Here is a 20,402-nt window from a genome sequence, read left to right on the forward strand (position 1 = left end):
GAAGTCAAAGTGCAACACCAGGTAATCTTTCAGCCTTCCGGCCGGCGGGGGATGGTGGAGCACGGCATTACCCTGCTGGAAGCGGCCAGGGAGCTGGGTGTGGACATAGAAAACCTCTGCGGTGGCGCCAAGGTCTGCGGCAAATGCAAGGTGAAAATCGAAGAGGGCTTTTTTGAGAAATTTGGCATTGAATCCCGGATGGAACATCTTTCCCCGCTCCAGGAGGAAGAAAGGGATTGCCTTACCGAAGCGGAAATGGCGGATAACTACCGTCTGGCCTGCTGCTGCGAAGTGCTGGGGGATGTGCTGGTCTTCGTGCCTGAGGAGAGCCGGGGAGCCAAGCAGGTGGTGCTGGAAACCGGTAAGGAACGGAAGTTCAATTTGAACCCCGCCGTGCGCAAGTATTATGTGGAAATGCCGCCGGCCACCCTGGAAGATCACCGGGGGGATTTTGAGCGCCTGCGGGAAGCCCTCCACGAGCAGCACGGCCTGCCACTAGACCTGGAAATCGACTATTTTGTCCTGCGGGACCTGCCCAATGCGGTCCGGGAGGGGCAGTGGAAGGTCACGGCGACCGTCTGGTGTGACCGGGAAATCATCCGGGTGGAACCGGGCTTAAAGGATACCCTGGTGGGCCTGGCGGTGGACATCGGCACCACCACGGTGGCCGCCTACCTCTGCGACCTGCGCACCGGCCAGGTGCTGGTGGTGGACTCCATGATGAACCCCCAGGTGCGCTACGGCGAGGATGTGCTCTCCCGGATTACCTACTCCATGATGAATGAAGACGGTCTGGAAAAGATGCACCAGGCCATTATCGAAGGGCTGAACACCCTGGCCCGGCGCATGACCGAAAAAATTGGCCTTTTGCCCGCCGACATCGTGGATATGACCCTGGTCTTCAATACCGCCATGCAGCATATTGCCCTCTGTATTGATCCCAAATTCCTCGGCCGCTCGCCCTTTGCCCCGGGGACCAAACAATCGAGGAACATCAAGGCCCGGGATCTGGGCGTGAATATCTGCCGCGGCGCCATCATCCATACCCTTCCCGTGGAATCGGGTTTTGTGGGGCCGGATAACGTGGCCGTACTCATTGCCGAGGAACCCTACCGGGAGCCGGAAAAAATCCGGCTGATCATCGACATCGGTACCAACGGGGAAATCGATCTGGGCAATGAAAAGCGCCTGCTCTGTACATCCTGTGCCACCGGTCCGGCTCTGGAAGGGGCCCAGATCAAGTTCGGCATGCGTGCCGCTCCGGGGGCCATTGAAAAGATCCGCATCAACCCGGAAACCCTGGAAGTTTCCTACAAGGTTATCGGACAGGAAAAGTGGTATCCGGAAATCCAGAAAACAGATGCCAAAGGTATCTGCGGTTCCGGGATTATCGACATGGTGGCGCAGTTGTTCCGTTCCGGTGTCATCGACCGCAGCGGGCGGTTTAACATGAAGATCAATCATCCCCGGGTCCGCCGCGGTGCCGACGGTAAACCGGAGTTTGTGGTGGCCTGGGCTGAAGAAACGGCTATCGGCAAGGATATTACCTTCACCCAGGCCGACGTGCGGGCCGTACAGCTGGCCAAGGCGGCGCTGTACGTGGGGGCCAGGTATTTGATGGAGAAGCTGGGCGTGGATAAGGTGGACAGCGTTACCCTGGCCGGCGCCTTCGGCAGCTACATCGACCGGGAAAGTGCCATGGTCATCGGTATGTTCCCGGACTGTGCCCTGGAAAACGTGCAGGCCGTGGGTAACGCTGCCGGGGACGGCGCCAGGCTGGCCCTGCTGGACGTGGGCAAGCGAGAAGAAGCAGCCCGGGTTGCCCGGCAGGTGGAATTTGTGGAAACGGCCATTGAGCCGGACTTCCAGAACCGTTTTGCCGCCGCTATGGCCCTGCCGCACTCAACGGATAAATTCCCGCATATTCAGCACATCCTGGATGCCATTCCTAAAAGAAAGTAAAAGGAGGAGTTTTGCATGTTTAAACTGAGCCGTCCCCAGCGGGTGTGCCGCATCGGACGGTGGAACATCGGCGGGCAGCCCGGGGAAAACCCGCCCCTGTTGATTTCCTCCATGTTCCACAATGGCGATAAAATCCTCGAATCGCGAAAGGAAAGGAAATTTGACCGGGAAAAGGCCAGGGAATACGTTAAGAGGCAGGAGGAACTTTCCGCCCAGACGGGCGTGCCGGCCCTGGTGGCCATGGTGGCCACTTCGCTGGACGAGATGAAGACCTACATTGACTTTTTCCTGAGCATCAGCGATCAGCCCTTTGGTATTGACATGTGGGTGGAAAAAACCCGCCTGGAAGTGGCCGAATACATTGCCCGGCTGGGCATCCAGGACCGGGTGCTGTACAACAGCATCACTCCCTGGGATAAGGACATACCCGGCCAGGTGGCCCGCTTGAAGGAACTGGGCATCAAGCACGTGGTGGTCCAGGCCTTTAACCAGGAAGACCAGACCCCCAGGGGGCGGGTAACCGGGCTGAAGAAGATGCTGGACATAATTGGCGAGGACACTTTTGAAACCATCCTGGTGGATACTGCCGTAATGAACCTGCCCTCCACCTCTTTTTCCTGTATTGCCTGCCGGCTGGTCAAGGAGGAGTTTGGCTGGCCCGCCGGGGTAGCCTCCTCCAACGGCACCTACATGTGGAAGGCGGCCCGGGAAATGTGGGGCAGCGATGGCTTCAACGCCATGAACGCCGCCGGGCAGGCTATAGCTGCCCTGCTGTGGAGCGACCTGCTGTTCAGCGGACCTATTGTCAACATTCCGAAGATCATCCCCGCAGTCACCACTGCCAGCCTGATGCTGTCAACACTGGTTTACGATGAAACAGGTAAACTGCCGTCCAACCAGGAACACCCCCTGTACAAATTCTTTGCCGACTTTGCGAAGCAGCTGCAGTGAGTCCGGGGTTTACAAGGGAGGTTGCCGGTATGCCCCAGATTAGTGAAGAAATGAAGAAAATGGTAGATAGGGAGCAATGTTTTGTCGTTACGGCCGATAAAACGGGACAGCCTTCCGCTGCCCCCAAGGGCTCCATGCTGGTGCTCGACGAGCAAACCCTGGCTTACGGGGAACTGGTGGGTAAAAAGACCTACCAGAACCTGCTGGAAAATCCCAGGGTGGCGGTGGTGGTTACCGACCGCCAGGCGCTCAAAGGCTACCGGTTCACGGGCCGGGCCGAGCTGCTCACCGAGGGGCCGCTTTATGACTGTTTTGCCGAAAGGTTTGCTCAAATGGGCCTGCCCCGGCCGAAGGCAGCGGTCAGAATTACCGTGGAAGAAATTTACGATTTATCTGTACGTAACCCGGGTGAAAAAATTGGTTAAGGAGGTTGCCCCATGTCCATGAAACCGCGGGATAGGGTTCTGGGTCTTTTTGAGGGGAAAAAAGTGGACCGCATGGCTTGTTACAGTGGAATGGGCAATGTGACCACGGCGGGCCTGGAACAGCTGGGCTATAAATTTGCCGAAGTGCATACGGATCCGGTAAAGATGGCCAATTCGGCGGCCACATCCTATAAACTGTTTGGTTATGAGTGCGCTGTCGTTCCCTATGATATGTGCGTGGAAGCCGAGGCCCTGGGCTGCGTCATGAATGCCTATGAGGATGTGGCGCATCTTTTGTACCCGACCATCAAGGAAAAGCTGATCCATTCCCCCGATGAAATGACCGGGGTGACCATACCGGATGATATAGCTGAGCGGGGCCGGTTTCCCCTGGTGATGGAGGCCATTTCCCTGCTCAAAAAAGACATAGGCGATGAGGTAGCCATCGGTTCCTGGTTTCTGGGTCCATTTACCCTGGCCGGTCAGCTGATGGACCTGAACGACCTGTTCAAGCTGGTCTTCAAAAAGCCCAATGAAGTAAACATTCTCCTGGACAGGCTGGCCGACCTGATCATCACCATGGCCGCCAAATACCGGGAGGCCGGGGCGGACTACATTACCATCCGGGAAATGGGGGCTCCCACCGATGTTCTCAGCCCGCGCAGCTTCCGCCAGGTCATCAAACCACACCTGGAAAAGATTTTTAAAAATATCCCGTCGCCTAAAATCCTGCACATCTGCGGGGATACCAATATGATTATTGGCCTCATGAATGAGTGCGGTGCCGATGCCATCAGTGTGGAAACGAAAAACGACCTGGTTAAGAGCCGGGAAACCATAGGGACGGAACCCCTGCTCTTCGGCCATGTGGACGGCTACAATGTGCTCTGCAATGGGACCCCGGAGGACGTGGAAAAGGCTGTCCTGGCCAGCATGGAAGGAGGAGTGGACGCCGTCTGGCCCTCCTGCGATATCTGGCCCACGGCTCCCCTGGAAAACCTGCGCGCCATGGTGGAAACCGTCAGGAAATACGGGGCGGAAAAATGGGCCCGCAAAAACAGGTAAAAGCGCACCTCCTATCCCGGCGGGGGAAACCTGAGGGTTCCCCCGCTTTTTGTAAACAGGCATTGGTGCGGCGAAATTTGGAAGGGGGATAGCGGGATGGCCATGGAAGGAGCCCTTAAATATGCCTTGAATTCCCGGGAAATAAAAAAATTTTTACTGGAATGGGGGGCCACCCTGGTGGGCTTTGGGGATGTCAGCCAGGGCCTGGCCGGGGAATTGCGGCACCTGCCGGTGGCCATTTCCCTGGCCATTCGCCACCCTTCTCCCGGGCGAAACCTGATCCATACCCCCCGGGGCCCCGTTTATTCCAACCGCTACCAGCAGGTCGATTCAAAGCTGGAACAAATGCAGAAGCGCCTGGTGTCCCTGCTGAAAAGCCGGGGATATAGGTGCCTGGCCATCCCTCCCGATTCTCACCGGCACGACACCAGGTTTGTGGCCCGCCTCTATCCTCTCTTTCCGCACAAAACGGCGGCCACCTGCGCCGGCCTGGGCTGGATCGGCAAGAACGGTCTTCTGGTAAACGAAACCTGGGGTCCCCGTTTGAGCTGGGCCACGGTGCTGACCAATGCTCCCCTGGAGGTTTGTACCACACCTTATGTCTCCGGGCGCTGCGGCAGGTGCCGCCGTTGTGTGGAGGCCTGCCCGGCCGGAGCCATTGCCGACCGGGAGTGGGTGCAGGATGAAGGGCTGGTGCCCCATATCGATGTGGAGGCCTGCCGCCGCCAGCTGGAAAGGAACCGGCTGCTGGTGGGGGAAGATATCTGCGGTCTCTGCATCCTGGCCTGCCCCCGGGGCATGTACGATCAGGCAGGTACGATTAAAAGGAAGGGGGATGTCCGGTGGCCAGGGTAGAAATATTTGGCGGTGTATGCGGTTTCACAACCATTATCCGGGCGTCGCTGGAACAAAAGCGGATGGTGCAGCTGGAGGTGGAAAGTGAGTGCCCCAACTGGCAGAAGGTGCAGGGGCAATTGAAACGGGTCGATGCATATAAGGAATTGTTCGGTAAGTTGCATGAGGGCGAGGTGTACCGTCTCAGTTCTCCTTTTATCCCTCACCCGGCCTGCCTGGTACCGGCCGGGATTATGAAGGCCGTTGAGGTGGCCGCCGGGCTTGCCCTTCCCCGGGACGGGTTCATCAGGGTAACCGGTTGAAATATTTGCCCGGGCGCCGGTCAAATCGCCTGCAAAACTTCTTACCTGAAGTATCCCCGGTTTTTTAAAGCCCCTGTTTGGCCCGGTAGCGAGCGACTTGAACCGAGCAATAATTTGGCCCGCGAGACTCACCGGAGCGAGCGAGAGCCAAAACAGGGTAGTTGGAAAGTGGGGATAACTTAGAGTTCTCACCCGTTGCCATACCAGGGTAATTATTTTATAATAAATTAGCAAATTCCGCTCTTTTCGGGAAAAGGGGTAGGCAACATGGCCAAAGCCAAAGTTATGGCTGGCGCCTGTGGGTTTACCAGTGTGATAAAAGTTACAAAGATAGGCAAGATGAAGGTGCGTGTGCAGATTATCAGCGCCTGCCAGGATCTGCGCAGCATGAATGAGGACCTGGCCGAGGTGGATTGCAGCCGCAATGTTTTCGGCAAGATGGTTGATTCGATTATCTATCAAACGGCCAGCAAAAGGCTCAAGCATCCCGATTGCCCGGTACCATGCGCCATCCTCAAGACCATTCAGGTGGAACTGGGGGGTGCCGTTCCCCGGGATGTGGTTATAAAAATTGACGCCTACGGTTAAAAAACAAGATAAGGTGCCGGGCTCCCCGGCTAAAACGGGTCCTGCCCATCCGGGCAGGACTTTTTTATGCCCTTTGCGGGGCGTTATACATGCCGTTCTTACCATTTGCGCCGGGACAGTTCTATTTTTAAAATCATCGTTCATAAACTATCAAGAAAAAGGTAAAACCGGCAACCTTGTAGAAGTATATAATATGCCAACAACCTGGTCCTGTATATCGACATAACTTTTCCTTCTCCACAGCAGGAAAATGGTTCCTGGTTCGAGAATTATACCCAGCATTTAGCCGGTCAGGTAACAGCAAATGTAAAAGGAGGGGTAATGTGGAATGGTCTACCCTGGGTCGCCCGCATAAGTCCTTTTGCGGAGGCACCCATCCCCGTAATTTCCGTTTCATTTTGCTGTCCCTGTGCCTTTTGCTTGCGGTGGTAGTAGGGAGCCTGGTCTTTGCCGGATATGCCTGGGCGAAAAAAGATGTTACCCTGGTGGTGGACGGGAAGGAAATTGCCCTGGAAACCCGGGCTGACCGGGTGGAAGATCTTTTAAAGATGCAGGGGATCCAGCTTGGCCCCCGGGACCGGGTGGAACCGGGTCTGGCTGAACCTTTAACTGAAGGTGCGAGAGTGGTAATTAAGCGGGCAGTGCCGGTTTCGATAACAGCCGGTGGAAAAACCGTAGAATTGCTTACCACAGCGGACACCGTGGGAGAAGCGCTTAAGGAAGCAGGGATTACAACTGATAAGGATGATATTGTGAAGCCCGGCCGGGAAGAAAAAGTCCATTCTTCCATGTCCATCCGTGTAACGAACGTAGAGCAGGTAACCAGAGAGATAATGGTTCCCGTTCCGTACAGGGTTCGCCGGGAAGCTGACCCCCGCCTGCCGTCCGGGCAGGTGAAAATAGTCCAGGCCGGCCGGCAGGGCAAGGAAGAGCAACGCTGGGTGCTGATCTATCATGATGGGCGGGAAGTTAAAAGGGTTCTGGAAGCCAGCCACCTGGTTCTCCGGCCCGTGGACCGGGTTGTCCGGGTGGGCACACTGCAGCAGGTTTCCCGGGGCGGCCGGAATATCACTTACAGCCGGGCGATTGAAATGGTGGCCACGGCATACACTCATACCGGAAACAACACTGCCTCCGGCGTATACCCCCGTTACGGCGTGGTGGCCGTGGACCCCCGGGTTATTCCCCTGGGTACCCGCCTTTATGTGGAGGGTTATGGTTACGCCACTGCCCTGGATATGGGCTCCAGCATTAGGGGTAACCGGATCGATCTATTCATGGAAAGTGCTGCCGAGGCCAGGCGCTGGGGTGTCCGCCGGGTAATGGTTTATGTTCTGGGGTAATGTGCTGGCCGGCTGATTTCCCAAATGGCTGGGCTTCCGGGGCAGGGAAAAACTTTGCAGGGAAAGAGGGAAAATTCCCCTTTCCCTGTTTTATTGGGGAAATTAAATGGGGTATAATATGTATGTTAATAACTGGTGAGTGAGGGTTGGTGCGTGTCCGAGCAGCTTTCTCCCGGTAAGATAAAGGGCATCCTGGAAAAACACTCCTTGCGCTTGCGTAAATCGCTCGGTCAAAATTTTTTGATGGATGGGAATATAGTCCGCAAAATAATAGCGGCCAGCCGGTCACTGCCGGGAGATACCGCGGTGGAAATAGGTCCCGGCGCCGGTATTCTCACGGCGGCCCTGGCTGCCGCCTGTAATCATGTGGTGGCTGTGGAGCTGGACAGAAGGCTTTTGCCCGTGCTGGAAGAGGTTCTGGCAGGCCTGCAAAATATTACCCTGGTGTTTAAGGATGCGCTGAAAGTTAACTTTGACGGGCTGGTGGAGGAAATTACCGGAGCAAAAGACTATAAAGTGGTGGCCAACCTGCCCTATTACATAACCTCGCCCCTGATCATGCACCTCTTGCGCCAGTCGGGTGTTACCGGAATGGTGCTCATGGTTCAGCTGGAGGTCGCCAGCCGGCTTGTTGCCCGCCCGGGAAGCAGGGATTACGGGGCCTTTTCTGTAGCGGTACAGTATTACTGCCGCCCGGAGGTTTTATTTCGTGTGCCCCGGACGGTTTTTTTCCCGCAGCCCGATGTGGATTCGGCGGTGGTACGGCTGGTTAAACGTCAGGAACCGGAGGTAAGGGTTGATGATGAGGAGCTTTTTTTTACCCTGGTGCGCGGGGCTTTTGGTCAGAGGCGTAAAACGCTGGCCAACGCCCTGGCCGGGGCAAAAATTTTTCCCGGCTGGACCCGGTCAACGTGGGAAGAGGTTTTAAAACGGGCCGGTATCGATCCCCGCTGCCGGGGTGAAATCCTGGGCCTGGAAGAGTTTGCCGCCCTGGTCCGGGCCTGCCGTCAGTTCCCGGGGGAATGCTGAAGGAAAGTCAGGGAGGTTAAGATGTATTTTACCAGTCCCACTAAAGGAAGGCTGACTTTTGAACAAATGATGGCCGATATCATGGGTTTTATCACCGGCCTGCCCAGTTCGAACTACAAGATTATTATTGGCTCCGACTCCCAGGTGAAACAGGAAACCTGTTTCATCACGGCTGTCATCGTGCATCGCTTGGGCAAGGGAGCCCGTTATTACTACCGTAAAAAGATTCAGCGCAAAATTAAAAGTCTGCGTCAGAAAATTTTCTACGAAACGGCTTTAAGCCTGGAACTGGGCGGCCTGGTGGCCAGGCACCTGGCCGAATGCGGCCTGGATGATCTGCAGGTGGAAATTCATATCGATGTGGGCACCCACGGTGAGACCAGGGAGCTGATCCGTGAAGTGGTGGGGATGGTAACGGGCAGCGGTTTCCAGGCCAAAATCAAGCCTGAAGCTTACGGGGCCTTCAGCGTGGCTGACAAGCATACTAAATAAATTCCTGCAGGTTGCTCCTGCGGTAAAACAGGGCACATCAAGGGTTTTACCGTGTCCTGAAAAAAATTATGTTAAGAGTAAAATTAACTCTTGATAATAGCAGTAACTACTATTATAATATTATCAGGAAAGAACAGGCAGGTTTTTTCCGTAATCTCTGGAGGTGAAAGAAGCATGAAATGGCGTTGCGGTGTTTGCGGTTACATCCACGACGGGGACCAGCCGCCGGAAAAATGTCCCAAATGCGGTGCTCCGCGGGAAAAGTTTATCCAGTTGACGGAAGAAGAAGCCGGGCTTATCGAGCGTTCCCGTTTTTCCAATGATCTCCACGCCAGACTGATAGCCCTTATGCAGAAGGTGGAGCTCCTGGCCGATGAAGGTATTAAGGATAACCTGGATCCCGGCTGTCTCACCGTGTTCCGGGCGGCCAAAAACCAGGCCCGTATTCTGGCCCGGATGGCCAGGGCTGAAATTCAGACGCACATTTCCAAAGGTAAATGGGGTTAATTTATACCTGGCTCCAAAAATAGAAAAAACAGGAGGATGATTGTATGAAATCACTTGCCGGTACCCGTACGGAAAAGAATTTATGGGCTGCCTTTGCGGGGGAATCCCAGGCCCGCAACAAGTATACCTATTTTGCGTCCGTGGCCAAAAAGGCCGGTTACGAACAGATCGCGGCCATTTTTCTGGAAACGGCTGACAATGAAAAGGAGCACGCCAAGCGCATCCTGAAGTTCCTGGGCGGCATTGGCGATACGGAGGCCAACCTGGAGGCTGCCGCTCAAGGGGAGAATTATGAATGGACCAGCATGTACAGGGAATTTGCCGCCGTGGCCAGGGAGGAGGGCTTTGACGAAATTGCGGCCTTTTTTGAAGGGGTGGCCCGGGTGGAAGAGGAGCATGAAAAGCGTTTCCGGGCCCTTTTGCAGAATTTGAAAGAAGGAAAGGTGTTTAAGAAGGAAGGGCCGGTGCGCTGGCGGTGCCGCAACTGCGGGCACATCCATGAGGGCGATGAGGCGCCGAAGGTATGCCCGGTATGTAACCATCCCCAGGCCTTTTTCGAGGTGGCGTGTGAAAATTACTAAGTAGATATTCTAAAAGAGGGCCTTCCGGGGCAGTGATCACCCGGAAGGCTTTTTTTTGAGCGCGCCCTTAATTATGTCAGGCCTTCCCGCAAGCTGAAAGCTTCCAGCAGATCAAACCTCCGCTCCGGGTGGTAGCCCAGGTAGGTGACACCGTTGAGGCTGCGTTTCCGGGGCAAGCCGCGGGCCATATTGATGGCCTCCAGGCTGTCACCAATGATGGTTTCGGCAATGCACCTGGCGTGCACGGGGCTGCGGAACGGGGAACCCAGGTGCCGGTGGGCAATGGTGGCTCCCACACCAATCTTCAAACCCTGGCGGGCTGCCAGGGCCAGGGCCACCGGGGGTACGGCTATCTCCCTTACGGGTATGCTGCAGAGAAACCTGCGGGAAACAGCATGGGGTCCGTGGGATGGGGAGGCCGGCCCTATGGTTTGGGCCAGGCCCAGTTCCCGGTTTAAAGCCAGGCGTATGGCCAGCAGGTAGCTGGCCAGGTCGGAAAGCCGGGCCAGTTCATCGACGGGATAGCAGTTGGTCAGGGCCAGGTCCATTCCCCCGGCGGTAACCGCCCCGGCCAGATCCCGCAGTACATCAACGATGTCCCCGTCCATATCCCCGTCCACAAATAATACGGCCCGGGCACCCAGCTTTCTGACCTGGAGCGCTCCCACCGCCCGGGGTACGTCGATGCCCAGAGGTTCGGGAAAAACCAGCGCTTTTACCCTTCGGGAAGGGAAGCTCCGGACAATTTGTTCCGAACAATCACGGCATCCATTGAGCACGGTTAACACCATATCCACGGGTACGGCCAGCAAGTTCCTCAATACCTTTTCCAGGCGCGGGGCTTCATTTTTTGCCGGAACCACAGCTACCAGCATAGCGATCCCCCTTAATTTTCTAGCTGGTTTTAAATTTATGTCATCCTGCTGGTGAGCGTTACCAGTTAGATCACCTCTAAATGGTACATCTACATAAAATAGGAAAAAGGATAAGGAGGAAGGCCGCTGTGGAGGGAATCAAGGTCGGGGATATAGTGGGGCGGATTTCATACGGGTGTGATATTTTCTTTAAAGTGGTGGAATTGACGGTAAGTAAAGATGGCAGAAAAAATGCCCGCCTGAAAGGACTGGATAAACGGTTATGCGCGACCGCACCGGTGGAGGATCTGCGCAAGTTTCAACCCGCCGAGGTAGCTGCCTTCTGGCATTCTTTCATGACCAGAAATCACGAGCACATGAAGCGCATTTTCAAACGCCGGGAACTGGACCGGCAGCGCCTGGTTCGGGGTAACGACGAAGTTTCCCGGCTGGGTACTTTTGACGTTCCGGGTTCGGTACTGCATATAGATGGCGATGGTGACTACCTGGATCTGTGCCTCACCACCTATCGCCAGCTGGGTATACCGGCTTTTGGTTACCATATCGATGAAGAGAAGCAGCCCGGGGTGATTACCGAATTGCTGCAGAAACATCGTCCCGATATCCTTGTGCTCACCGGTCACGATGGTATTGAAAAGAATACGAGCAACTTTGCCGATTTAAATAATTACCACCATTCCCGGTTTTTTGTGGAAGCGGTTAAGAAGGCCCGTTTATATGAAAAAAGCCGGGATGATCTGGTTATCTTTGCCGGGGCCTGCCAGTCCCACTATGAAGCCATCCTGGAGGCGGGCGCCAATTTTGCCAGCTCCCCCCACAGGGTCCTCATTCACACCTTTGACCCCGTTTTTGTGGTGGAGAAGATTGCCTATACTTCCATTTACGATTACATTTCCCTGAAGGAAATCATTGCCGGTACCATTACCGGTTTTCCGGGAATTGGTGGGATAGAAACCAGGGGGAAATACCGCCTGGGGCTGCCCAAGTCCCCCTATTAAGGTTTTAAAACTGCATCCGTTCCGTTGCCGGTGTCCGGTGTCTCCCGTCACCCCTTCCAGTCTTTATGCATATGATGCACAAGGACCTTGAGGAGGGGTATTTTTATGGATAGGTTTTTTCGCGTCCTCAAAAAATCCCGGGCACAGCTCCTGCAACTGCCCAACGTTATCGGCGTTGGGGTCGGTCATAAACAGGTATCCGGTGAACTTACCGGACGCCCCGCCCTCATTATCTTTGTGAAGAAAAAAGTTCCAGCTGGCAGCCTGGCCCGCGTACAGCAGGTGCCGACCTTCATTGACGGGCTGCCCACCGATGTTATAGAAATTGGTGAAGTCAGGTTGCTTTCCCTGCGCACAGGGAAGGAGCGCCCGGCTCAGCCGGGGATGAGCATCGGGCACTACAAGATCAGCGCCGGTACCTTTGGTGCCGTGGTGAAAGACCGGGTTACCGGAGAGCCGCTGATTTTGAGCAACAATCATATCCTGGCCAATGCTACGGACGGGAGGGATGGGCGGGCGGCCGTCGGGGACCCCATCCTGCAGCCCGGTCCCTATGACGGTGGTCTGGAGAAGGACCGTATCGGCACACTGCTGCGTTTTTCTCCGCTGCTGCGGAGCCTTCAGGAGGCCGATTGCCCGGTGGCCGGGGCCATGGTCAGGGCGGGTAACCTGCTGGTCAGGATGGTCAGACCCCAGTACCGCTTGAAAATGTACCGGCTTTACCAGGGGGGCAACGTTATCGATGCTGCCGTAGCCCGTCCGGACCGTCCTGACTTAATCAGCGATGAAATCCTGGAAATCGGGAAAGTGGAAGGTGTGACCGGGGTGGCCCCCGGTCAGGAGGTAATGAAAAGCGGACGTACCACTGGAGTTTCCCGGGGAATCGTTACCGCCATCGGGGTGTCCCTGGAAGTGGAGCTGGGTAATGATGAAAAGGGCTGGTTTATCGACCAGGTAGTTACCGATATGAGCTCCCGGCCCGGGGACAGCGGCTCCCTGGTTTTGGATCGCGAGAAACGGGCCGTAGGCCTTTTGTTTGCCGGTTCTGACAGGTACACCATCTTCAACCGTATTGACCGGGTGCTCTCCCGGCTGGAGGTGGAGTTTTAAACATCGTGGTGCCGGGCAATGGGTGCGGTAGAGGTGAGGTGGCAGTGATTGAGGATTTCCTGCCTGAAGGTACGGAAGTTGCCCTGGTGATGCTGGGCGGAAAAATTCCGGCCATCGGGCCGTTAATAGACAGCCGGCGGGAGGCGTTAAGCCTGGCCCGCCATTATATGAAAATAATTGATGATCTGTCCGGCCGCTCCCAGTCGTTTCAAATGGTGACTGCACGGCAGGGTGACGGCCGTTATTCCATTTTTCTGCAGGGGGGAGGGACGGTTATGAAGGTGCTGTGTAACGTGGATGAATTGCTGTTCCGGCGCTTCCGCAAGGCCTTCCGCCGGGGATTGTTTATCCTTACCGTGTTTTTTAAGGGGGAAGAGGGGATGGAATGCCTGGCCGTTACCGAGGGGCTGGGAGCAATTATCTTCACCCCCGGTTAAGGAAATAACAAATATATCCATTAGATACCCAGGTAGTATAATCAGCCAGCACAGGGAGTTGCCTGGATCTATTGCTAATTTTATGGCATATTACGTCGAAATAGCGCTTTTGCCTTTTAGTGGTGATTTTTGATAAGTTAGAGAAAAAGCCCGCGATAACGGGCAAAAAAAGAAAAAGGAGTGTGATTATGAACAAAAAACTCAAATCCCTGGTTGCTGTGGTTGTAAGTGTAGTGCTGTTAGGCGGGCTGTTTACCTTTCCTGCCCTGGCCGCTGCATCATCTTATTCCAGTTATTTAGACAGCGGCAGCGGGCAAAAAGTTCCCGCTTATGTGTTAAACCCCACAGCTGAAGAACAACGCATGATGTCCCTGATCAACCAGCAGAGGAGCAGTAAGGGCTTACCTCCTTTAAAAATTGATCCCCGGCTGGTTGAGCTGGCCCGGAAGAGGGCTGGCCAGATAGTGGACAGGGGATTGAGCGGCTACCAGGGCTCCCTGTCCCAGCTGTTAAAAGATAAAGGTATCAGCTACACCTACGCGGCCCAGACCCTGGTTCGGGCCACCTCCGTGGACAGTGCCTGCCAGGCCTTGCTGAAGTCCCCGGCCTATCAAAAAGATGTGCTGGGTACCAGGTACGATCGCATAGGCGTGGGCGTGGCCAGAAGTGGCAGCTGGTTGTACATTGTACAGCTTCTGGTGGGTGGAGAGGGCAAGTCCCTCAGCGGGCAGCCTGCGCCTCAGCCTGCGCCTCAACCTGTGCCCAATCCGCCGGCACCCCAGCCCGCTCCCCAGCCGGAACCACCGGCCGGGTCAGTAAGTGGCCTTACGGTGGACGAGCAGCAGATGATCCAGCTTATCAACCAGGAACGGGCACGCTACGGGCTGGCGCCGTTGAAAGTAAATATGGAGCTGGTGAAGGTGGCCCGGCTTAAAGCCCGGGATATGGTGGAAAAGGGTTACTTCAGCCATAATTCGCCTACCTACGGCAGCCCCTTTGAAATGATGAGCCAGTTCGGCATTACCTACCGCTATGCCGGTGAGAACCTGGCGGGAGCACCGACGGTGGAAATGGCCCATAATAATCTGATGAATTCGCCGGGGCACCGGGCCAATATCTTGAACGCCAATTATAAAGAAATCGGCATCGGGGTGGTTTCCAGCCCCCTTTACGGTAAAATTTTTGTGCAGATGTTTACCGGTTAAATGTTCACTTAATCCCGTCGCCGTGGCTCCAGGTCGCTCCTCCTTTAAAACCAGGGCACATAAAGAGTTTGTCAATTGCCTGAATCTCCCGATTAAGCCGGGAGATTTTTTCTTTTTCTGGGAGATTACCAAAAATCCGCACATTAATTGACACGGCTCATATATATATTATAGACCACTCTTGAAAGGAGGATATATCCATGGTTGGAAACGCCGCACCGGCCACGGAACGGTTGCGGGTCAACCAGGTGGTTAGCGAAGACACGCACCAGGTCGTGGTTCGCGGCAAGATCACCGTACCCGACCCCAAACCAGACGTGCAAAAAATCCTGTCCACGGACAAATCGGCCAGGATTAAGAAAGTTGAGCTGGTTCCGGATAAGGCCATCGTGGAAGGGACCCTGACCCTGCAGATTGTTTATGTGGCCTTTGAGCCCTCCCAGTCAGTGCACCACATGCACCAGCAGCTTCCCTTTACCACCTATGTAGATCTTCCCGGGGCTATGCCGGGTATGGATGCTACGGCCAGGGTAACGGTGGAAGATGTCAGCATTGAACCTGACCCGAATGACCCCCGCCGGTTTGATGTAACCGCCATCCTGAGTGTTTTTGTCAAAGTTACTGAAATGCAGGATGTGGATGTTGTAACCGAATGTCCTTCCGGGGCCACCTGCGAGATGGAAACCATTAAGGTGGCCAATGTGGTGGGCAGCGGAACCAGGCAGGTTATTGTCAGCGAGGACTTTCGCGTGCCGGGCGATAAACCGCCGGTGGAAAAAATCCTGGAGGTGGACGCCACCGCTGAAGTTACCGATAAAAAGCTTATTAAAAACAAGGTCATCATTGAGGGCAGGGTAACCATCCAGGTGTTATACGTTGCCGCAGAGCCCGACCAGCCCGTTCACCAGCTCCACAGGTCTTTCCGCTTCAGCGATTTTGTGGAGGTAGATGGGGCCGAACAGGACATGGATGTCCGGGTAGATGTTAAGGTGGAAAATGCCGATGTGGATATCCTGGACGGCGAACGCCTGCGGGCTGACGTGGTTCTGATGCTGACGGCCTATGTTACCGAACCAAAGCAGATTAACGTTATTACAGGGATCAGCGGCGTTGAGGCCACCATGGCCAGGCTTAAGATTGATCATGTGGTGGGCGAGGACAGCACCCAGGTAGTGCTCCGGGATACCTTTGAGACGCCGGACCCCAAGCCCGACGTGGAGAAGGTCCTCGACGTTACCGTGCAGCAAGTGGAGGTTACCGAAACAAAGATTATCAGTGACAAAGTAATCGTCCGCGGCTTTGTGGATGTACACGTGGTTTATGTGGCCAAGAAACCGGACCAGGCCGTGCATGCCCTGGAGCGGCGGCTCTATTTCCGCACCTTTGTGGAAATCGAGGGTGCCCGGGAAGGCCTGGATGTGGATGTTCGCCCGGTAGTGGAGTTTATTACCGCCGAAGCGGAAGGTCCAAACGTTACCCTGGAAGTGGTGCTCAAGCTAACGGTTAAGGTGACCGAGTCGCTGCAGCGGGATGTGGTTATCTCCCTGGCTCCAGCACCTCCTGTGATCTGCCCGCCGGGAGAAACCATAGACTATACCGTGCAGCCCGGGGATACCTACTGGAAGATCGCCCAGCGGTTTGGGACGACTGTGGAGGCCATTAAAGCAGCCAATCCGGACAAAGATCCGTATAACCTTCAGCCCGGTGACGTGATTAAAGTTCCCTGCGCTCCTGCCAAAGGTTAATTTTATACCTGTTGTATTAAGGAGGTAGAGCCTGATGCCCATCGAGTATGTTTATACCGAGCCGGAAGAGATAACGTGCCTCAAAATTAAAGTGCCGGTGGTGCTGGCCGAGGAAGAGGCGCAGGTGCTGGTGGACAGCACCATTACCCTGCCCGAACTGGCCAAGAAAGTAGACCATATTGATGCCAAAGTGGAGGATCTGGAGGCCGAGCCCGTATTCATCCATGAACACATCGGCAGCTGGTATCCCAAAATTAGCAATGAGTGGAAAAATCATTTCAAGCATATTGCCGGGCACGTGGCCGTAGTCAAGAAGATTATTATCAGCGGCGTCCTGCACAAGCAAATCTTTTATGTCAACAACCGCGATGAGGTCAAGCACTTTGCCGAAAATGTTCCCTTTACCAAGATGGTTGAGCTCAGGGAACCCCAGGCTGTGCTCCGGGAAGATGATGTCATGGTCCAGTTTCCCAAGCCCAAGTTTGATATTACCTGGGAACTGGTCCGGGCCAGCCGCCTGCACCAGGTCGGCGTAATTATCGTGCGGGTCAAGGTGGTGGAAGAGCGGCAGATTTACGTCCAGCTCTGCCCGTCTCCCGAGCTCTGTCCTCCCGGCAACCTGCTGGAAGATCCCGGCTTTGAGCAGTGGGCAGGCAATGTCCCCGTCTTCTGGGGGGCCACGGCCAACGTTGCTCCCACCAATGTGGTCCATACCGGCAGCTTTGCCGCCGAACTGGGAGTTGCGGATCCGGGAAGCACGGCGGTTATTTTCCAGACTGTACGCCGGAATATCGCTCCGGCCAGGGCCTATAAACTGACCTTCTGGGCCCGGGAAAATGTTGCTCCCGGTACCCACCCCGTTAGTGCCTTTAACCTGGTGGCGGAGGTACGCTTCTTTGACCGTAACGGTGTACAGATAGACGGTGCTGTGCAGAGCATTGGCAGTGTAAATATTCCCGATAATAATTACCAGCAATTCACTGTCAATGTGCCCGCTTCGCCGGCCGGAGCTCGCACGGCCCTGGTGCGCTTTACCTTTAACCCGGCCACCGGAAATACCAATACGGTAAAAATCGATGATGTGAGCTTTGAATGTGTGGGAGGATTCCCAACGTCATAACGGCATAAGCCGGAAATTAACCCTGTTTGAAATTTGTACGTGAAGCTGTTCACCACAGCTTTTCTTTTTGTTGGCCCCGGTCATGAACCGCTGCCCGCACCGGGCCGGAACAGGGGAACTTTTAACCCACAGGAGGGGAATATAGTGTTTTTTAACTCACCCAAGCTGGCCCAGCAGCTGGAGGAGCTGCAGGAAGAGGCCCGGCGGATAGTCGTTACCAGGGAAGGACCTCCAGGTGTGTTGCGCCTGACTGTGAACGGGCTGCAGCAGGTGCTGGAGGTAGATTTTGGGCCCGCTGCCCCGGCGTTAATGTACCGGGGGGAGCTGGGAGCGCTGGTCCGGGACATCCTTAACGAAGCTCTGCTCGAGGCCCGCCGGCAGTTGAGGAATGAAGTGGTCAGAAAAACGGGACTCAACATTCCCCATCTGCCGGGACTCTTTTAGAGGGGGGGAGGAGATGGAGGAAAAGGGTCAGCATCAAAGCCTGGAGACAACCTTGTTTCGCCTGCTGGAGCAAAAAGGGCCGTCCACGGATCCCTTGATCCTGCTGAGCCTGGTCAACCTGATGGGGCTGATCAACCTCATGGGGTATCGTTTGGGGATCTCCGGTAAAAATGCCGCGGTCCGGGCCGGCGGGAAAGGTGAGGGCAGTTCTCCCCGGCCGGCGAACCGGGAGATCCCGCCCCAGCTGGCCGGCTTATTCGGCAGCCTGCTGGGCCCGGCAGGCCCTCCCCGTGCTCCGTCGGCATCTCCTGCAGAAGGTAATACCGCCGTAAAGGAGGAGGAAAAGCCGGCCAGGGATTAAAAAGCAAAACGGGGGTTCTCAGACGAAACCCCCGGGATATTAACAAACTCTTAAGTGCCCTGGTTTAAAAGGAGGAGCGACCTGGAGTGAGCGCTGCCGGGCCAGGCCCAGGCGACGGGATGAGGCGGGGCCGCGGACAGGACGTCCGCGGAGGCCACCTGAACACAGGATGTGCGAATGTGGCCGGTACCCGCCGAAGACCGGAGCCGGGGCCTTTTGGCCCGGCCAGCGAAACGACCGGGAGCGACGACTTAAACCAGGGCACATCCAGGAAATACTTTATCTACAAGCTGAGGGGTTCCTGAGGGAACCCCCCTAAATGTTGCCGGGATCTTGCATCTCCGGCGATTTGCCATCGGCAGGCGGTACTTCTTCCGGGGATGTCGGTTCCGGCTCTTCCGGAATGCCGGCTGGTAAAATTGTGGTTTTCTGGTTTATGCCTGCCTCTTGAGCCAGTTGTTTCAGGCTTGCCTGCAGGGTTTCCATCCCTGAGCGCATGGTTTCCAGGGCATTCCGGGTAGCTTCAAGAAAAGAGGCCAGCTGGCTCAGACGCTCCTCCATACCCGGCCTGGTAAATAAAATAAGCAGTAAGGGAATAGAAAGCGGGGTCATTCTTCCGCCCTGTAAATCCGGCATTGCGCAACCTCCCTTCACTATACAATTTATGCTGCGTACCCCGGTCCGGACACTTTAATACCAATAAATGGTAAGATTAAAACTACTGGTTCACCAGATGGGCGTGGAAATTTTCAATCCCGCTCCGGAAGATCTGTACCGACTGCTGGGTGGCCGTAAGCAATGATGCCAGCTGGGCCAGTTTCTGTTCCGCGTTGGGCCTGGTGGAAAGTATCAGGAGGATGAGAATTAAAAACAGGGTGAAGGGATTGTTGGGCTGGAGCACCTGATCTGCCACCTGGTATTCCTCCTTTCGCGATGCTTTTTCTAAGTTATACTACGTCGCAAAAGCTTTTCCGGTGACAGCAACTTTTCCGCGGCAGGTGAATATACCTGTACCCAAGGGGGTCTGATCAATGGGCGAAGAAAAGATAAAAGGAAGCCATCTGGAGGAGGTACTCTTCTCCCTGCTGGATTATCAGGCCAAACAGGGAACGTCCCATGACGATGCCATGCTGATGCTTGCCCTTTTGAACCTGCTGGGTATCGTTAGCTTGATGAATAAACAGGCAGGTAATCCGGCTGTTCCCCAGTATGCGGCGGAACTCAATCCCATGCTCAATACCCTGCTGCAGATGATGGCCGGCAGGCCGGAAGGGCCGGCCGGCCAGCAGCCCGGCCAGCCTTCCGGGCCGGAGCAAAAAGCCCCCGCCCTGCCGTTTAACCCGGCCATGTTAACGGCTTTTTTGAACCAGCAGCCGGGTCAGAAGCCGGATCCCGGGCTGCTGCTCAGTCTCCTGGGAAGCGTGCTGGGCGGGCAGGGGACTCCAGCTTCCGGAAGGCCCCCGGCAGCCCCGGCTACCATGGAGCCAAAAAAGACTGTATCTCCTCCCGCCTCCTCCCCTGCCGGAGGTGGCGAGGCAAAACAGAAAATAGTAAAATGGGGTGCACAGCTGGGTAAAGAAAAACGGGCCTGAATAATATGTGCGGCCGGTTGAATGGGGAACCGGCCGCACATATTTTTTGCCCCGGTGAAGAAAATTAACACCGTGGAAAAACTGCCGTTACAGCGGTTATGCAGCAGTACCTCAGATAAAGGAGGTTGAAATTGATGGGTAATTCCGTGCGGGCAACTTTTCGGGTTGGGGGGTTGTGGGACAGCCAGGGCAGCAAGGAAATAGAACATAATCTGATCCAGCTGGACGGGGTGGAAGAGGTGCAGGTTTCCCTGGAAAACGGCACCGTGGAAGTACGCTATGATCCCGCGGTCATCCGCCGGGAATACCTGGAACGGACCCTGAATTCCCCTGGTTATTCACCTTATGTACGTTAAATCCGGCCTGCACGGGACTGAATGCTGGTGGCACCCGGCAGTGCTGGACCGTGTGCCGG

The 20,402-nt window shown here is 55.4% G+C and carries 25 protein-coding genes; 22 read left to right on the forward strand and 3 right to left on the reverse strand.

Annotated elements, in window-relative coordinates; genetic code table 11:
* Positions 1-9 precede the first annotated feature (9 nt).
* From BUB44_RS07745 to rbr, 12 genes are all read left to right on the forward strand, one after another.
* Positions 10-1,962, forward strand: coding sequence for an ASKHA domain-containing protein (locus BUB44_RS07745; protein WP_073164823.1), 1,953 nt, complete (start codon positions 10-12; stop codon positions 1,960-1,962).
* Positions 1,963-1,977: 15 nt separating this feature from the next.
* Positions 1,978-2,913 (forward strand): tetrahydromethanopterin S-methyltransferase subunit H family protein, encoded by a 936-nt coding sequence (locus tag BUB44_RS07750; RefSeq protein WP_073164825.1) that lies wholly within the window; start codon positions 1,978-1,980, stop codon positions 2,911-2,913.
* A 29-nt stretch (positions 2,914-2,942) separates the two neighbouring features.
* The gene (locus tag BUB44_RS07755) at positions 2,943-3,338 is read left to right on the forward strand and encodes a pyridoxamine 5'-phosphate oxidase family protein (protein ID WP_073164828.1); all 396 of its coding nucleotides are present in this window, start codon (positions 2,943-2,945) and stop codon (positions 3,336-3,338) included.
* Between the two features lie 12 nt (positions 3,339-3,350).
* Positions 3,351-4,403: an MtaA/CmuA family methyltransferase gene (locus tag BUB44_RS07760; protein WP_073164831.1), complete on the forward strand. Its 1,053-nt coding sequence runs from the start codon at positions 3,351-3,353 to the stop codon at positions 4,401-4,403.
* Positions 4,404-4,499: 96 nt separating this feature from the next.
* Positions 4,500-5,258, forward strand: a complete 759-nt coding sequence (locus tag BUB44_RS07765) for a 4Fe-4S dicluster domain-containing protein (RefSeq protein WP_073164834.1) — start codon at positions 4,500-4,502, stop codon at positions 5,256-5,258.
* Positions 5,246-5,560: a DUF6951 family protein gene (locus BUB44_RS07770; protein WP_073164837.1), complete on the forward strand. Its 315-nt coding sequence runs from the start codon at positions 5,246-5,248 to the stop codon at positions 5,558-5,560. Before BUB44_RS07765 ends, BUB44_RS07770 begins: the two co-directional genes overlap by 13 nt.
* Before the next feature lie 267 nt (positions 5,561-5,827).
* Positions 5,828-6,148, forward strand: coding sequence for a DUF6951 family protein (locus tag BUB44_RS07775; protein ID WP_073164840.1), 321 nt, complete (start codon positions 5,828-5,830; stop codon positions 6,146-6,148).
* A 323-nt stretch (positions 6,149-6,471) separates the two neighbouring features.
* Positions 6,472-7,491, forward strand: coding sequence for a ubiquitin-like domain-containing protein (locus BUB44_RS07780; protein WP_083543154.1), 1,020 nt, complete (start codon positions 6,472-6,474; stop codon positions 7,489-7,491).
* A 153-nt stretch (positions 7,492-7,644) separates the two neighbouring features.
* Positions 7,645-8,520 (forward strand): 16S rRNA (adenine(1518)-N(6)/adenine(1519)-N(6))-dimethyltransferase RsmA, encoded by an 876-nt coding sequence (gene rsmA / locus BUB44_RS07785; RefSeq protein ID WP_073164843.1) that lies wholly within the window; start codon positions 7,645-7,647, stop codon positions 8,518-8,520.
* 21 nt (positions 8,521-8,541) lie between these two features.
* Positions 8,542-9,012, forward strand: a complete 471-nt coding sequence (locus tag BUB44_RS07790; protein ID WP_073164845.1) for a ribonuclease H-like YkuK family protein — start codon at positions 8,542-8,544, stop codon at positions 9,010-9,012.
* Between the two features lie 90 nt (positions 9,013-9,102).
* Positions 9,103-9,519 (forward strand): DUF7130 family rubredoxin-like protein, encoded by a 417-nt coding sequence (locus tag BUB44_RS07795; protein WP_423219781.1) that lies wholly within the window; start codon positions 9,103-9,105, stop codon positions 9,517-9,519.
* A 44-nt stretch (positions 9,520-9,563) separates the two neighbouring features.
* A complete protein-coding gene (gene rbr, locus BUB44_RS07800) occupies positions 9,564-10,100 on the forward strand; it encodes a rubrerythrin (RefSeq protein ID WP_027356157.1) in 537 nt (178 codons plus the stop codon).
* 71 nt (positions 10,101-10,171) lie between these two features.
* Here rbr and BUB44_RS07805 read toward each other — a convergent pair whose 3' ends face one another.
* Positions 10,172-10,975, reverse strand: a complete 804-nt coding sequence (locus BUB44_RS07805) for a glycosyltransferase family protein (protein WP_027356158.1) — start codon at positions 10,973-10,975, stop codon at positions 10,172-10,174.
* A gap of 128 nt (positions 10,976-11,103) precedes the next feature.
* Here BUB44_RS07805 and yabG point away from each other — a divergent pair, with 128 nt between their 5' ends.
* The 8 genes from yabG to BUB44_RS07845 all read left to right on the forward strand — a co-directional run bounded on the left by yabG (position 11,104) and on the right by BUB44_RS07845 (position 18,395).
* Positions 11,104-11,973 (forward strand): sporulation peptidase YabG, encoded by an 870-nt coding sequence (yabG, locus tag BUB44_RS07810; protein WP_114362120.1) that lies wholly within the window; start codon positions 11,104-11,106, stop codon positions 11,971-11,973.
* 105 nt (positions 11,974-12,078) lie between these two features.
* Positions 12,079-13,083, forward strand: a complete 1,005-nt coding sequence (locus BUB44_RS07815; protein ID WP_073164851.1) for a chymotrypsin family serine protease — start codon at positions 12,079-12,081, stop codon at positions 13,081-13,083.
* Between the two features lie 44 nt (positions 13,084-13,127).
* The gene (locus tag BUB44_RS07820; RefSeq protein WP_073164853.1) at positions 13,128-13,520 is read left to right on the forward strand and encodes a hypothetical protein; all 393 of its coding nucleotides are present in this window, start codon (positions 13,128-13,130) and stop codon (positions 13,518-13,520) included.
* 188 nt (positions 13,521-13,708) lie between these two features.
* Entirely contained in the window at positions 13,709-14,725 is a 1,017-nt protein-coding gene (locus tag BUB44_RS15970; protein ID WP_073164856.1) for a CAP domain-containing protein, read from the forward strand.
* A 200-nt stretch (positions 14,726-14,925) separates the two neighbouring features.
* Positions 14,926-16,470: a DUF3794 and LysM peptidoglycan-binding domain-containing protein gene (locus BUB44_RS07830; RefSeq protein WP_073164859.1), complete on the forward strand. Its 1,545-nt coding sequence runs from the start codon at positions 14,926-14,928 to the stop codon at positions 16,468-16,470.
* Between the two features lie 34 nt (positions 16,471-16,504).
* Positions 16,505-17,590, forward strand: coding sequence for a DUF3794 domain-containing protein (locus BUB44_RS07835; RefSeq protein ID WP_073164862.1), 1,086 nt, complete (start codon positions 16,505-16,507; stop codon positions 17,588-17,590).
* A gap of 144 nt (positions 17,591-17,734) precedes the next feature.
* Complete coding sequence (locus BUB44_RS07840; protein WP_073164864.1) at positions 17,735-18,034, forward strand: YbaB/EbfC family nucleoid-associated protein; 300 nt, start codon at positions 17,735-17,737, stop codon at positions 18,032-18,034.
* Between the two features lie 13 nt (positions 18,035-18,047).
* Positions 18,048-18,395: a hypothetical protein gene (locus BUB44_RS07845; RefSeq protein WP_073164867.1), complete on the forward strand. Its 348-nt coding sequence runs from the start codon at positions 18,048-18,050 to the stop codon at positions 18,393-18,395.
* A gap of 315 nt (positions 18,396-18,710) precedes the next feature.
* On the opposite strand, the gene BUB44_RS07855 is transcribed toward BUB44_RS07845, so the two are convergent.
* A complete protein-coding gene (locus tag BUB44_RS07855) occupies positions 18,711-19,031 on the reverse strand; it encodes a hypothetical protein (RefSeq protein WP_073164872.1) in 321 nt (106 codons plus the stop codon).
* A gap of 82 nt (positions 19,032-19,113) precedes the next feature.
* Complete coding sequence (locus BUB44_RS07860) at positions 19,114-19,308, reverse strand: hypothetical protein (protein ID WP_073164875.1); 195 nt, start codon at positions 19,306-19,308, stop codon at positions 19,114-19,116.
* Positions 19,309-19,426: 118 nt separating this feature from the next.
* Between BUB44_RS07860 and BUB44_RS07865 the strand changes: the two genes are divergently transcribed.
* Positions 19,427-19,987, forward strand: a complete 561-nt coding sequence (locus BUB44_RS07865; protein ID WP_073164878.1) for a hypothetical protein — start codon at positions 19,427-19,429, stop codon at positions 19,985-19,987.
* Positions 19,988-20,121: 134 nt separating this feature from the next.
* Positions 20,122-20,343 carry a heavy-metal-associated domain-containing protein gene (locus BUB44_RS07870; RefSeq protein ID WP_073164897.1) on the forward strand — a complete coding sequence of 74 codons (222 nt, stop codon included), beginning with the start codon at positions 20,122-20,124 and terminating at the stop codon, positions 20,341-20,343.
* The last annotated feature ends 59 nt before the right edge of the window (positions 20,344-20,402 follow it).

The sequence above is a fragment of the Desulfofundulus australicus DSM 11792 genome (assembly GCF_900129285.1).
Taxonomy (GTDB): Bacteria; Bacillota; Desulfotomaculia; order Desulfotomaculales; family Desulfovirgulaceae; genus Desulfofundulus; species Desulfofundulus australicus.

Excerpts from the sequence above, each read along its gene's own strand:
- BUB44_RS07760 (WP_073164831.1), top strand. The coding sequence starts at position 3,351 with ATGTCCATGAAACCGCGGGATAGGGTTCTGGGTCTTTTTGAGGGGAAA.
- BUB44_RS07790 (WP_073164845.1), top strand. The coding sequence starts at position 8,542 with ATGTATTTTACCAGTCCCACTAAAGGAAGGCTGACTTTTGAACAAATG.
- BUB44_RS07835 (WP_073164862.1), top strand. The coding sequence starts at position 16,505 with ATGCCCATCGAGTATGTTTATACCGAGCCGGAAGAGATAACGTGCCTC.
- BUB44_RS07775 (WP_073164840.1), top strand. The coding sequence starts at position 5,828 with ATGGCCAAAGCCAAAGTTATGGCTGGCGCCTGTGGGTTTACCAGTGTG.
- BUB44_RS15970 (WP_073164856.1), top strand. The coding sequence starts at position 13,709 with ATGAACAAAAAACTCAAATCCCTGGTTGCTGTGGTTGTAAGTGTAGTG.
- BUB44_RS07805 (WP_027356158.1), bottom strand. The coding sequence starts at position 10,975 with ATGCTGGTAGCTGTGGTTCCGGCAAAAAATGAAGCCCCGCGCCTGGAA.
- BUB44_RS07865 (WP_073164878.1), top strand. The coding sequence starts at position 19,427 with ATGGGCGAAGAAAAGATAAAAGGAAGCCATCTGGAGGAGGTACTCTTC.
- BUB44_RS07815 (WP_073164851.1), top strand. The coding sequence starts at position 12,079 with ATGGATAGGTTTTTTCGCGTCCTCAAAAAATCCCGGGCACAGCTCCTG.
- BUB44_RS07750 (WP_073164825.1), top strand. The coding sequence starts at position 1,978 with ATGTTTAAACTGAGCCGTCCCCAGCGGGTGTGCCGCATCGGACGGTGG.
- BUB44_RS07830 (WP_073164859.1), top strand. The coding sequence starts at position 14,926 with ATGGTTGGAAACGCCGCACCGGCCACGGAACGGTTGCGGGTCAACCAG.
- BUB44_RS07765 (WP_073164834.1), top strand. The coding sequence starts at position 4,500 with ATGGCCATGGAAGGAGCCCTTAAATATGCCTTGAATTCCCGGGAAATA.
- BUB44_RS07755 (WP_073164828.1), top strand. The coding sequence starts at position 2,943 with ATGCCCCAGATTAGTGAAGAAATGAAGAAAATGGTAGATAGGGAGCAA.
- BUB44_RS07845 (WP_073164867.1), top strand. The coding sequence starts at position 18,048 with ATGGAGGAAAAGGGTCAGCATCAAAGCCTGGAGACAACCTTGTTTCGC.
- BUB44_RS07870 (WP_073164897.1), top strand. The coding sequence starts at position 20,122 with ATGGGTAATTCCGTGCGGGCAACTTTTCGGGTTGGGGGGTTGTGGGAC.
- BUB44_RS07855 (WP_073164872.1), bottom strand. The coding sequence starts at position 19,031 with ATGCCGGATTTACAGGGCGGAAGAATGACCCCGCTTTCTATTCCCTTA.
- rbr (WP_027356157.1), top strand. The coding sequence starts at position 9,564 with ATGAAATCACTTGCCGGTACCCGTACGGAAAAGAATTTATGGGCTGCC.